The following is a 12,682-nucleotide window of genomic DNA, read 5'->3' on the forward strand; positions in this document are numbered from 1 at the left end:
GTCGTGCAGACCGGAGGAGCGCATCAAAGATGAGGGTGAAAACAGAAGCAAAGCGGCAGGTGATCGTTGACGCCGCGTTTGAGGTGTTCAGTGAATTGGGGTTCGAGCTTGCGTCGATGTCCGAGATTGCGGCGCGGGCAGGCGTGTCAAAGGCCACGCTCTACAACTACTTCAGGTCGAAGGACGAGATGTTCGCCGAGTTCATGGGCTCCGCCGCGCAACAGGGAGTAGAAGCTGCACTCGAGCAACTGAATACCACCGTGCCGGTTCGTAACGCACTGGTGAGCTTCGGCAAGCACTGTCTGGTTGCGGTGCTGACACCGCAACTGCTCGCGGTGCGCCGTCTCGCGCATTTTGAAGGTGGCCGGTCGAACGTCGGCGTCCTGTTCTATGAGCGCGGGCCGAAGCCCGGGTGGCAAGTGGTGACTGACTTCCTGCAGCAATCGATTGACGCCGGGAAGCTGCGCAGCTGTAACGCAGCCATTGCGACAGCGCATCTGCGCGGGCTGTATGAAGCGGAGTTGCTGGAGCTCTGCCTGCTGGGTGTACCGGCGGATACCAGTTCCCGCAACATCGCCAAAGTCGTTCAAAGAGCGGCCGACGTGTTCCTCGCCGCATATGGGCCGACGGACAGGACTGACGCCGCATAGGCCAGGCGTCTGGACGGTCGCAGACCGTCGGAGACGGCAGGCGAACCGCCATCGTGTCGCCAGGTGGACGGTTCACCCTGCCCAGCGTCGGCAAAATCCGCCGTTTGCAACGCGTGACATGGGTAATCAGCCCGTTGCGGAGCCAATCGTCACGATGAATGGGCCGTGGACGGCTAGTCCGGGATCATGCCCGGATGGCGGGGTACGCCGATCGCGGTCCATGCGATCGCCGAAACCCGCAGGCACCCGGCGAAGACGCAGCGCCTCATCGAATTGCTGAGGAATTGCTGAGGAAGGTTGAGAGCAGTCTATTGCCCAACCAGCCAGGATCTCGCGGCCAGCGATTTGCCGACGTCATGAACGAATCGCCGCAAACGCCGTCGTGCATCGCATGCGCCTACGGCGATGAACAGAATCCGGATAACCGCGACGATGGCCGGGCTCCCACGTATGGCTGCGCGGGCTGTGCAGCCACAGGGGGGTTATTTCGGAAGCTGGGTCGGGACTTGCGCCGAGGCTTGTGTCGGAGGTTGCGGAAGCTGCGGCCCACCCGGTGAAAACTGCTTCGTGGAGGGTTGTCCTGCGGACGCTGGCTGCTGCGAGGGCAATCGCTGAGGCAGATTGCTTTGCGCAAGAACGGATGTGATAGTAAGGAACGCGAATAGTACGAAAAACGTCCTTTTAATTTCAATTCTCTACAGTTGGTTGTGTTGATTTTGATGCGATTAGCAGCCGCAGGCCGTATCAACGCACGGCCAGGGTCGCCTTGTAACGCCAGGATGCTGTTGCGGTACTGAAGTCGATGGGGCTACCCGACGCGACGTTGTCTGACCGGAGGGGAGCGGACGAACTATTCGCTCCGCCGTAGTTGTTGAACGCCTGTCGTTGGACTTCCACGCGGGCTAACACCGCCTGAAAGTCCATTGCATGTTGTGTAGTGGCGCTCGTGCGGTCATGGTAGTCGACCGTTTGACGCTGAACCGGTTGCGCAGCCGCTTGCTCATACGCTTGCGGACCATTGTTGTTAGCGAATGCGACGGTCGAGAACGACAGGATCGACGCGACAACAGGGACGGGGATGAAGCTCTTCGACTTTGGCATGATCAGACTCCATATCGAGCGTCGGATGCAGAGACGCGGTGTTTGGGGAACAACGGTCTGGCGAGGCATGAGTGCTGTTTGCCAGTTCGTTGATGCCAGTTTAGTCACTTACCGTCCGCTTACAAGCATCTCCGGGGGAACGGATAGTTGCCGTCGCTGTGAGGTTGTAGCCGATTGCCCTGGAGCGGTGCGCAGTTCTTTAGTGTGTCCGGAGGCAGGGGCCGTGCGGACCATCTGAATGACGACGCGGCACATTTGCTTCGACGGTATCCAGCCGGGGCGTTACGCTAGTGGAATCAGCCGTCGAGCGTAACGCTTCAATCGAAGTTCGTTGCCAGACGCTACGTGAATATCGCAATACCTTCCGCTTGTTGTTCTGATGCCAGCGAATCGCGGTTCACACAGACCCGTTTGTCGGAGATCTCGCAACTCATAGTTGCGAGCGTCAAATGAGGGGCGCGGTTTGCTTATACTGCATCTATCTGACACACACTTCGCCATTTACGAAGGAATACTTATGGCACATCAACTTACGTTCCACGCCGGATCATCGAACACAGACGTCATTCACGACATCGTTCAGCAGGCGTTGCGCAGCGCTGCTACGGCCTCCACCACGAATGGAGCTATCGATGTGTTGGGTCAGGCGCTACTCGAGGTCGAGCGCCTGGCCGCGCATCCGAGCGTCCTGACGCACTGAGCCCTCTTGCGCAATGACGAAGGCCACTCGATCACTCGTCAACTGGGGCGCTTATGACGGTTCTGTTGGCTGGTAGAGATGCCGCCATTCCCCCTTGACGCGGATCAAGCAACCGACGCGGCCCATGCTGGGGTTCAACACTCGGTGTGCCGGACCCTTGACGGACATCGGGTCGGCAACTTTTTTGCACGATCCATTGCCGGTTTCGCCTTCGTGACCATTTGCCCGCGCTTCTATAACGGCACGCTTCGGAGATCGTGACGTTCGCTTTCGCAGGGGGCAGATTTGACCTGACGTTCTTACAGGCTGGCTGGACACGTAGCGCGCCGTCCACCCAAGCTCCGTTCGACACCCTCAAGCTACAAACTAAACGCTTCGAGTCGTTCGCGCAAGATTCGCAATCGTCCCTTGCATACCTGTTAAGCGACATTCGCACGCATCGGCGACGTCCGGGAAGTATCAACAGCGAAAAACGACCGCGAAAACTAACAAGTTGGATCGGTAAATGCGAGTTCGACTAACGTTGCGAGCATCATGGCAGCCGCGTTTGCCGGAGGCGGCTCGACCTTTGCGGGGCGGTAGATTACATCGCCTGCGGCGATGCCTTGTCCGCTCAAAGCGCATATACCCGATCGTTTCGCTGTAGCAACGCGCCAAAGCTGTTCGCCGTACTTGCAATATCGAGGGTCGCTCCACGATACCGTGGCCGTTCGTGGACTGGGTCGATCGAGCAGCGCGATCGCAAGGTCGCCATTCTTGACCGGCAGACGGCTCGATCCACGCGAATCGACTATATGCCTGACCCGAGCCGCCAATTGTTGCGCGCATCCCCAATCGAGTTGGCCCACTGTGCGCTGCCATGCAGTGTCGGCCGTCACGCATTGATCCATGGCAGTACTCCCGTCAAAAGTGAGGTGGCGTTCAGCTCAGCCGTATCTTCGGCTGCACGAAGCCGTTAATCCGCTCGGCAGTCCACAGCATCATGGCCTTGCCGAAACCGTGCAAAGCCTGCTGATGTTGTCGATAGAGCATGGCGTGACTGAGCTGCGCGAATCGGCCCTTGATAAACCCGCCGCGGAAAAATCCGAACTGCCCGAGTGTCCCAAAAGCGTTGTAGTCGCTCAGCGACACGAGCGCGCCGAGGTCGTGAAATGCAAAGTCGGGCAATGAACCACCGCCGAGCCAGTCCGGCAAGTGCTTTGCAAGGTGTTGTGCCTGTTGCGTAGCGACTTGCGCCGTGGGTGCGAGAGGACGTTCATTGCCGGCGAGCGTCAACGTCGAGCAGTCGCCGAGGGCGAATAGTGCGTCGTCACCCTGCGCCTGCAGGGTTGGCCTGACGATGATCTGGTTGGAACGATTGCTATCTATGCCATCCAGTTTGCTTAAAAAATCAGAAGCCTTGACGCCCGCCGCCCATACCATCAAATCCGCCGGTTGCTTGCTGCCGTCGGCCAACCGGAATCCATCGGATTCGGCGGCGGTCACTCGCGTGCCCGTTCGTACCGTGAAACCGATATGCCGTAACTGTGCCTCGCTGGACTCCGACACCGCCGGCGGAAATGCCGCCAGTACGCGCGGTGCGCTTTCATAAAGGGTGAGGTTCAGACGTGAGCGGATGCCGGGGTCGCCGTAACTCGACGCCACTTCGAGTAAGCGGCTCAATTCCGCTGCCAGTTCGACGCCGGTCGCTCCGGCGCCGACGATAGACACGCGCAACGGGCTATTCGTCACAACGCTCTGGAATATGCGGATTCGCAATGCTTCGTTGAAGACTTCAGCCTGTGCCTGGCTGTCAATGAAATGGCAATGATCAAGTACACCGGGTGTGCCGAAGTCGTTGGCGCGACTCCCTAACGCAAGAATCAGCACATCGTATTCGACTGTGCGGGGTCCGATCACGACCTTCCCCGACGGCAAACGCAGCGCAGCCAGCTCCACGATGCGCGCATTGCGGTCCAGGCCTTCCATTTCGCCTGGCTGATAGTTGAAGCCGTGGTCGCGGGCGTGCGCGAGATAGATGACCTGCTGTTGCTGGACATCGCGAGTGCCTGCCGCGATGGTGTGCAGCATGGGCTTCCAGATATGGGTTGCACTTTTATCGATCAACGTGACCTGAGCGCGGCCGCTGCGGCCAAGCGTGTTGCCCAGCCTGGTCGCGAGCAGAAGTCCAGCGATGCCACCGCCGACGATAACGATCCGGGTCGTCTGGCGCATTGTCAAATATTTCTCTTGCATGATCTCCTGCTCCCTTACGTCTTTTGCAATACTGCTCAGTCTAGTTATCTAGATCGCCCGTGTCAACACAGATAAACTGTACGGTTCAGGTATGATAAGATCACGACATTAAAAATCGTAGGCCAGTCACGGGGCGTCGCCGCGCTGGCCACGTTGCGCGTACACCGAGATATCGGGAAACTCGACTTCGATCGGATAGGCGTCCATGCTCGTGTCTGCGCTCATTCGAGATTGCCGTGGCAGAGGTATTTGATCGACAGGTAGTCGTCCAGGCCGTACTTCGAGCCTTCGCGTCCGTAGCCCGATTCCTTGACGCCGCCGAATGGTGCCGCCTCGCTCGAGACCGCGCCTTCGTTGATGCCGACGATCCCGGCTTCGAGCGCGCGCGACACGCGGTCGATGCGCTTGACGTTCTCGCTGTAGAAATACGCGGCGAGCCCAAACGGCGTGTCGTTCGCAGCGGCAACGGCTTCGGCTTCGTTGTCGAAACGGAACAGCGGCACGATCGGACCGAAGGTTTCCTCGCTGTTCAGCTGCATTTCGGCGGTGGCGTCGGCGAGCACGGTCGGCGCATAGTAGTGCGGGCCAAGTTCCTTGAGATGCTTGCCGCCGGTCAGCACGCGCGCGCCGTGCAAGATGGCGTCGTCCACGTGGCGGGCGATCTTGTCGAGCGCGCGGTTGTTGATCATCGGGCCGATCTGCGCGGCGGGGTCCGTGGCGGGCGCCACTTTCAATGCGCCGACCCGCTCGGCCAGCATGGCGCCGAAGCGCTCATACACGCCTGTCTGTACATAGACGCGATTCGGGCACACGCAGGTCTGGCCTCCGTTGCGGAATTTCGCGGCCAGCAAGCCGGTGACGGCGGCGTCGAGGTCGGCGTCGTCGAACACGAGGAAGGGCGCGTTGCCCCCCAGTTCCAGCGAGAGTTTCTTCAGTGTCTCAGCGGATTCCCGCGCGAGATACTTGCCGACCGGCGTCGAGCCGGTGAAGGTAATCTTGCGCACGCGCGCATCGTGCAGCCAGTCGGCGACGGTGGCGACCGCGTGATCACGCGAGGCCGTGATCAGGTTCAGCACGCCCGCTGGTACACCGGCTTCATGCGCGAGCAGCACGAGCGCCGAGGCGGTGAGCGGCGTGTCTTCAGCGGGTTTGGCGACCACCGTGCAGCCGGCGGCGAGCGCCGGCGCGATCTTGCGCGCGATCATAGCCAGCGGAAAATTCCACGGCGTGATCGCCGCGACGATGCCGATCGGTTCCTTCAACGCTGTCATGCGTTTGCCGCGCTGCTGCTGCGGAATCAGATCGCCGTAGATGCGCGTGGCTTCTTCCGCGAACCATGCGACATACGAAGCGCCGTACGCCACTTCGCCTTTGCCTTCCGCGAGTGGCTTGCCCTGTTCGAGCGAAATCAGCGTGCCGAGCGCGTCCTGATTCGCGACGATCAGCGCATGCCAGCGGTGCAGTACGGCGGCCCGTTCCTTTGGCAGTCGCGCCCGCCATGAGGGCAGGGTACGCGCGGCTGCATCGGTGGCGGCGCGGGCGTCGGCGGGACTGCTGTCGGCGACTTCGGCGATGACCTCGCCGGTGGCCGGGTCGGTCACGGCAAAGCGCGCGTCGTCTTGCGCGGGCGTCCAGTCGCCGTCGATGAAGTTGTCGGAGCGAATGAGTTCGCTCAGTTCGAATGTGCGTGCCATATGGCCTCCTGTTGCCTGAACGCAATTAAACGAGTGAAGCGAATCTCGCGGCGATCGACTGACCGACTTCGGTAGTGGTCGCTTTGCCACCGAGGTCGCCGGTATGCGGGCCCTCGACCAGCGTTGCTTCGATCGCGGCGAGAATCGCGTCGTGCGCCTCGCGTTCCGTGCCCTCGTGATTGCCGAGGAAGTCGAGCATCATCGCGGCCGACCAGATCATCGCGATCGGATTGGCGATGTTCTTGCCCGCGATGTCCGGTGCCGAGCCGTGCACCGGCTCGAACAGCGAAGGAAACTTGCGGTCTGGGTTCAGATTGCCCGACGGCGCGAGACCGATCGTGCCGGTGCAGGCGGGGCCGAGATCGGACAGGATGTCGCCGAACAGATTAGTGGCCACCACCACGTCGAAGCGATCCGGGTTCAGCACGAAGCGCGCGCAGAGAATGTCGATGTGCTGCTTGTCCCACGTCACGTCGGGATACTGCGCCGCGATGCCGGCCGCGCATTTGTCCCACCACGGCATGCTGATCGCGATGCCGTTGCTCTTCGTGGCCACGGTGATCTTCTTGCGCTCGCGCCGTTGCGCGAGGTCGAACGCGAACTTCAGCACGCGCTCGCTGCCCTGCCGCGTGAACACGGATTCCTGCAGCACGAATTCGCGCTCCGTGCCTTCGAACATCACGCCGCCCACCGACGAATATTCGCCCTCGGTGTTTTCTCGCACGATCCAGAAATCGATGTCGCCCGCCTTGCGTCCCGCGAGCGGCGACGGCACGCCGGCGAAAAGCCGGGCCGGGCGCAGGTTGATGTACTGATCGAATTCGCGCCGGAACTTCAGCAGCGAGCCCCACAGCGAGATATGGTCAGGCACTGTGTCCGGCCAGCCCACCGCGCCGAACAGAATCGCGTCCGCGGACTGCAATTGGGCTTTCCAGTCGTCCGGCATCATCTTGCCGTGCTTTGCGTAGTACTCGCAGCTCGCCCATTCAATGTGCTGATATTCCAGTTCGATGCCGAAGCGTTTCTTCACCGTGTCCAGCACGCGAATGGCTTCCGGCATCACCTCGATACCGATGCCGTCGCCGGGTATGACTGCAATGCGATATTTCTTCGACATGTTGTGCTCCTCCGTTGGGCTTCTGGACGATTCGATAACGGCTATTTTATTCCTGCTGTTTGAGACTAAAATGATCGCTTTAGTTAAGCCACTGTGCACGATTCGTGTACAATCGTGTTGGCGACCAGGCGACCAATGAATATCAACCCGTCACCCGATCTCGGCGATTTGCGTGTGTTTTGCGAAGTGGCGCGCAAATCGAGCTTCAGCGCAGCGGCAGAGGCTTTGTCGGTGTCCGCGGCGTACGTCAGTAAACGGATCAACGTGCTCGAGACTACGCTCGGTACGCGCCTGTTGCACCGTTCCACTCGCCGCGTCGCGATTACGGAAGCGGGCGAGCGTGTCTACACGTGGGCCGAAAAGATTCTCGACAATGTCGATCAACTGGTGGAAGACGTCTCTACCACGCGCCGCATTCCCGGCGGGAAGCTGCGCATTTCCAGCAGCTTCGGCTTTGGCCGCCGTTTTGTCGCGCCCGCGCTGGCGCGCTTCTCCGAGCACTATCCGCAATTGAGCGTGCGGCTCGATCTGTTCGACCGTCTCGTCGATGTCGGCGGCGAGGGCTTCGACCTCGATATTCGCATCGGCGACGAGATCGCCCCGCATCTGATTGCGAAGCGGCTCGCGTCAAATCATCGTGTACTGTGCGCTTCGCCGGAATACCTCGCGCGGCACGGCGCGCCGCGGCAACTCGCCGATCTGTGCTCGCACGCATGTCTCGCAATCAAGGAGCGCGATCATCCATTCGGTCTATGGCGCTTGACGGTGCGCGGCGAAACGGCGTCGATCAAGGTCATGGGACCATTGTCGACCAATCACGGCGAGGTGGCGGTGCAATGGGCATTGGCCGGGCGTGGCATCGTGTTGCGTTCGATGTGGGACGTGCGGCCCTTGCTCGACAGCGGCCAGTTGCAGCAGGTTCTTCCCGAAGTCGCGCAACCCGCGAACCTGTGGGCGGTGTACCCGGCGCGGCTCGCTCAGTCGGCAAAAGTGCGGGTATGCGTCGACTTTCTAAGCGAGGAATTCGCGCAATGGAGACCTCCGGCTGACGATGCGGCCGGCGTGAACATGGCCGGAGCTGCCGCGCGTTAAGCGGCAAGCTCCAGGAGATCACGGGTAAAGCACCGCCTAGTGATGGTTCTGCGAGAACAGTGCTTCGAGCGGGTAGTGACTCTTCACAAATGGCGACTTGATAATCACGTAGCTGAAGTATTTGTCGATGCCGACATCGCGCTCCAGCAGACCTTCGACGATGCTTTGATAATGGCTCACGCTGCGCGTGACGAACTTCAGCAAATAGTCATAACCGCCGCTCGCTAGATGACACTCGACGATCTCGTCGACGTCTTTGATCGCGTTCACGAACTTGATGAAGTCTTCCCGCCGATGATCGGCGAGCGTGACCTCGGTAAACACAAGCTGCACCTCGCCGAGTTTTTCGAGCTGGATCTGCGCACCGTACCCGATGATGTAGCCGGCGTTCTCCAGACGCTTGACCCGGATCAGGCACGGACTGGGCGAAAGGCCGACCGCGTCGGCAAGCTCGACGTTGGTTATGCGGCCTTCCTTCTGCAACTGGGAAAGTATGCGCAGGTCAATCCGGTCCAGCTTGCAGTCGCTACTCATCGTAACGTTGTCGCTCCGGCGAAAGGTGAAAGGGACTCGAAGGGCCCTCTACTCTAGCACGCAGTGGCATGAGTTTTGACCTTCAGCGCGGCCCGTACATCGGCTTGTCCGAGAACGTCGTCGAGGGTTTTTTCGAGGCGCTCAAACATCAGATCGAACTCCGCTTCCGTGTACGACAGCGCCGGCGCAAAGCCGAGAATGTTGTCGCCGAACGCGCGGAAAATCAGGCGGTTTTCATACGCCGCGGCGGCGATCCGTTCTGACAGTTTCAGCGACGGGTCGAATCCGGCCTTGCTGTCTTTGTCCGACACCAGCTCGAGTGCACCGAGCAGGCCGCGATGGCGCGAGTCGCCCACCAGCGGATGCGCGAGCAACGCGTCGAGGCCGCGTGCGAAGCGCGGGCCGCGGGCGACGCCGTTCGCGAGCAGGCCGCCTTCGTGATAGAGGCGCATTACCTCGAGACCGATCGCCGCGCTCACCGGATGCGCCGAGTACGTATGGCCGTGGCCGACAACCGCTTCGGCGTCGCCGTCGGCAATGCCTTGATAGATTTCGTCTGACATCAGCACGGCGCCCATCGGCGCATAGCCGGCGGTCAAGCCTTTTGCCACGGTCATCAGATCCGGCTCGACGTTCTCACCCTGGCAGGCGAATAGCGGACCGGTACGGCCGAAACCGGTGATGACTTCATCGGCGACGAACAGAATACCGAGCTGACGGCAACTGTCGCGCATCGCTTTTAGCCAGCCGACCGGCGGCACGATCACGCCGCCCGAACCCTGGATCGGTTCGCAGAAGAAGGCCGCGACGTTGTCCACGCCCAGTTCGGCCACTTTCGCTTCGAGTGCAGCCACCGAAGCGGCGATCAACGCGGCGTCGTCGGCGAAATCGTTACGGTACGCATACGGCGACGGCAGATGATGCTGGTTCGGCAACGGCAGATCAAAGTTGCGGTGAAACGCGGGCAACGCGGTGAGCCCCGCGCCCATCGTCGACGAACCGTGGTAGCCACGTTGCAGCGCGATGACGTGTTTCTTCGCCGGCCGCCCGGTTGCGTTGAAGTAGTGCGTGATGAAACGGATGGCCGAATCGACTGCATCGGACCCGCCGAGTGTGAAATACACATGTTGCAGCGAAACGGGCGACACTTCCACCAGCTTTTGTGCGAGTTCGATTGCCGGGGCCGAGCCGAAATGGAAATAGCCGGTCGCGTAGGGCAGTTTCTTCATCTGCTCGGTGGCCACATCGACAATGCTTTGCTGGCCGTAACCCACGTTCACGCACCACAGACCTGAGAAGGCGTCGAGCAGCTCGTTGCCGGCCGCGTCGCGCAGGAACGCGCCGTGGGCGGACTCGAGGACGGTGACGCCGCGCGCCTCGTGCGCGCGGTAGCTGATAACCGGGTGAATCAGATGTTTGCGGTCGGCTTCAATGAGCGAATGAATCGGCATGATGGTTTCTCGTCGCGGAAAGGGGCTGTTGACCGCTCCATACTACTGACCTACGACGATCACGTGCTCACCTAAACAACCGTCCGAAAAGCGCGTCCGACGCGTTTTGATACCTGGTCTCGGCATTTTCTGCTGCGGACGCAGAAAAGCCGCGACGGGCGGGCGTTTCAGGCAGCGGCGCGTTCAATATCCCTGTGTCCGATCAATCTGACCGACCATCGGCCGGCCTTCGCGATGGCGGCGCAGATTCTCGAGCACCACGTTGACGGCGCTCTCCGGCCGTGTCGCACTGGCAATATGGGGTGTGATACGCACACGCGGATGCGTCCACAACGGGTGGCCGGAGGGCAGCGGCTCGGGATCGGTGACGTCGAGAATGGCACTGTGCAACTGGCCGCTGTCCAGCGCCACCAGCAGATCGTCCTGATTCAGATGCGGACCGCGCCCGGTTTGAATCAGCGATGCGCCGCGCGGCAGCTTCGCGAACAGTTCGGCATCGAGCAGGCCGCGTGTCGCCGGTGTGAGCGGCAACAGGCAGATCAGGATGTCGGTGCGAGCGAGAAACTTATCAAGCGCGGCTTCGCCCGCACAGCATTCGACGCCTTCGATCTCGCGCGGCGATCGGCTCCAACCTGCGCAGGCGAAACCGAATAGCCGCAACTTGTCCAGCACCGCCGTGCCCAGCACGCCGAGCCCCAGCACGCCAACGCGGCGCTCGCCGGCCGGCTTGAGCGGCAGTTCACGCCAGATCTGTTGTTGCTGCTGGAGACCGTAGTCGAACAGATCGCGATGAATCGTCAGCACCGCTTGTGTGACGTATTCGACCATTCCTTCGATAATCCCCGGCTCGATCATCCGCGCCACCGGTATATGCGCCGGCACGCCCGACAGGTCGAACTGATCGATGCCCGCGCCGACCGAGAAAACGATTTCCAGGTTCGGGAAGGTGCGGGTGGGATCTTGCGGCGGTTGCCAGGCGGCGAGGTAGCGGATCGCGGCCGGGTCGCCGAGATCGGGCCAGACGTGAAACGGCAGGTCCGGTGCTTTCTGCGCGAAGAGTCTGGCCCATTGCGCGCCACGCGCCGGGTCGGCCTTATAAAGGAAGGTCATGGTGGATCAGCAGATCGCCTGGTTGATGATGCCGTATTGCAGATAGGGGCCGCTTTTGCCCGCACCTGCAAGATCAGCCGGCGTGGCGGGTCGAACCATTTTGACGGCCGTATCAACGCGCGGAACTCCCAACTGTGTCAGCCATTCGGTCAGCCCGCTCTCGCCTGGCGTATCGATGCGTACGAACACGCCTTCGTTGAGCGCCAGCCAGTGGCTGATCAACGCCTTGGCGCGGCTCGAATCCTCCGACGCGGGCGCGACCACGGGCCCGATCGCAAAGCCTGTCCCGAAGCGGCGAAACAGCGCGAAGCCGACCAGTTCGCCGTCGCGATCGAGGGCGATGCCGTCGGCGGTATTCAGCAGCGCGGGCAGGACTTCGCCCCTGTCGAGGCCGCTTGCCTGCGATGCCAGTTCGACGATCCGCGCAGTATCGCTCGACCCGAGCGGACGCAGCCGCTCCCCGGGCGGCAAGGAAACGAGCGGCGGCTGGAATGCCGCGCCTTGATGCTGGTCGAGCATGCCGACCGCGCGAAAACCGAGCTTCTCGTACAAAGGTTGCCCCGCCGGTGTGGCATGCAGAAACGTGATCCGGCTGCCGAGTTCCTCCAGCACCAGATCCATCAGGTTGCTGCCGATGCCGCGCCCTTGCTGTTCCGAGGACACGATCACCATGCCGAGCGATGCCCGGTCGGCACCGTATTTCCAGCACAACGCCGTGCCGATCACGCCGCTCGCGTCTTCCGCGACGAAACCCGCACCCAGTTGCGCGACGAAACGCCAGTCGTCCGCGCGATGCGGCCATTTGAACTCAACACTCAGCGCATGCGCGGCGGCGATATCGTCGTGGGTGAAAGGTCGATAGGTAATCGAACCGGTATTCGAATCGGACACGCCGTACTCCCTGAATGGCTGAAAGCTTACGTCGTCACTCTGTCATCCGGTGCGCGGTGTGACTAGGACGATCGTTCTATCTTTGGCACTCGAAATGGCCGAATCTC

General features: G+C 61.2%; 12 protein-coding genes. 3 read left to right on the forward strand and 9 right to left on the reverse strand.

Going from position 1 to position 12,682, the window contains the following annotated elements; genetic code table 11:
- Positions 1–29 precede the first annotated feature (29 nt).
- Complete coding sequence (locus tag OKW26_RS09730) at positions 30–650, forward strand: TetR/AcrR family transcriptional regulator (protein WP_429353454.1); 621 nt, start codon at positions 30–32, stop codon at positions 648–650.
- Between the two features lie 744 nt (positions 651–1,394).
- Here OKW26_RS09730 and OKW26_RS09735 read toward each other — a convergent pair.
- The gene (locus OKW26_RS09735; RefSeq protein WP_429353455.1) at positions 1,395–1,751 is read right to left on the reverse strand and encodes a hypothetical protein; all 357 of its coding nucleotides are present in this window, start codon (positions 1,749–1,751) and stop codon (positions 1,395–1,397) included.
- Positions 1,752–2,268: 517 nt separating this feature from the next.
- On the opposite strand from OKW26_RS09735, the gene OKW26_RS09740 reads away from it, so the two are divergent.
- Positions 2,269–2,451: a hypothetical protein gene (locus OKW26_RS09740; RefSeq protein WP_187619388.1), complete on the forward strand. Its 183-nt coding sequence runs from the start codon at positions 2,269–2,271 to the stop codon at positions 2,449–2,451.
- 485 nt (positions 2,452–2,936) lie between these two features.
- Here the strand turns inward: OKW26_RS09740 and OKW26_RS09745 are convergent, their stop codons facing one another.
- The 4 genes from OKW26_RS09745 to OKW26_RS09760 all read right to left on the reverse strand — a co-directional run bounded on the left by OKW26_RS09745 (position 2,937) and on the right by OKW26_RS09760 (position 7,497).
- Positions 2,937–3,341, reverse strand: a complete 405-nt coding sequence (locus tag OKW26_RS09745) for a DUF3331 domain-containing protein (RefSeq protein ID WP_429353456.1) — start codon at positions 3,339–3,341, stop codon at positions 2,937–2,939.
- Positions 3,342–3,372: 31 nt separating this feature from the next.
- Complete coding sequence (locus OKW26_RS09750; protein ID WP_429354203.1) at positions 3,373–4,665, reverse strand: NAD(P)/FAD-dependent oxidoreductase; 1,293 nt, start codon at positions 4,663–4,665, stop codon at positions 3,373–3,375.
- 242 nt (positions 4,666–4,907) lie between these two features.
- The gene (locus OKW26_RS09755; RefSeq protein WP_187619387.1) at positions 4,908–6,380 is read right to left on the reverse strand and encodes an NAD-dependent succinate-semialdehyde dehydrogenase; all 1,473 of its coding nucleotides are present in this window, start codon (positions 6,378–6,380) and stop codon (positions 4,908–4,910) included.
- Between the two features lie 25 nt (positions 6,381–6,405).
- A complete protein-coding gene (locus OKW26_RS09760) occupies positions 6,406–7,497 on the reverse strand; it encodes a tartrate dehydrogenase (RefSeq protein WP_429353457.1) in 1,092 nt (363 codons plus the stop codon).
- A 135-nt stretch (positions 7,498–7,632) separates the two neighbouring features.
- Here OKW26_RS09760 and OKW26_RS09765 point away from each other — a divergent pair, with 135 nt between their 5' ends.
- Positions 7,633–8,589, forward strand: a complete 957-nt coding sequence (locus OKW26_RS09765; protein ID WP_429353458.1) for a LysR substrate-binding domain-containing protein — start codon at positions 7,633–7,635, stop codon at positions 8,587–8,589.
- Between the two features lie 36 nt (positions 8,590–8,625).
- On the opposite strand, the gene OKW26_RS09770 is transcribed toward OKW26_RS09765, so the two are convergent.
- The 4 genes from OKW26_RS09770 to OKW26_RS09785 all read right to left on the reverse strand — a co-directional run bounded on the left by OKW26_RS09770 (position 8,626) and on the right by OKW26_RS09785 (position 12,575).
- The gene (locus tag OKW26_RS09770) at positions 8,626–9,123 is read right to left on the reverse strand and encodes an Lrp/AsnC family transcriptional regulator (protein ID WP_429353459.1); all 498 of its coding nucleotides are present in this window, start codon (positions 9,121–9,123) and stop codon (positions 8,626–8,628) included.
- A 53-nt stretch (positions 9,124–9,176) separates the two neighbouring features.
- The gene (locus OKW26_RS09775; RefSeq protein WP_429353460.1) at positions 9,177–10,574 is read right to left on the reverse strand and encodes an aspartate aminotransferase family protein; all 1,398 of its coding nucleotides are present in this window, start codon (positions 10,572–10,574) and stop codon (positions 9,177–9,179) included.
- Between the two features lie 183 nt (positions 10,575–10,757).
- Positions 10,758–11,684, reverse strand: a complete 927-nt coding sequence (locus OKW26_RS09780) for a 2-hydroxyacid dehydrogenase (protein WP_429353461.1) — start codon at positions 11,682–11,684, stop codon at positions 10,758–10,760.
- 6 nt (positions 11,685–11,690) lie between these two features.
- Positions 11,691–12,575, reverse strand: a complete 885-nt coding sequence (locus OKW26_RS09785) for a GNAT family N-acetyltransferase (RefSeq protein WP_429353462.1) — start codon at positions 12,573–12,575, stop codon at positions 11,691–11,693.
- Positions 12,576–12,682 lie beyond the last annotated feature (107 nt).

The organism is Paraburkholderia sp. 32 (assembly GCF_050435345.1).
In the GTDB taxonomy this organism is placed as follows: Bacteria; Pseudomonadota; Gammaproteobacteria; order Burkholderiales; family Burkholderiaceae; genus Paraburkholderia; species Paraburkholderia tuberum.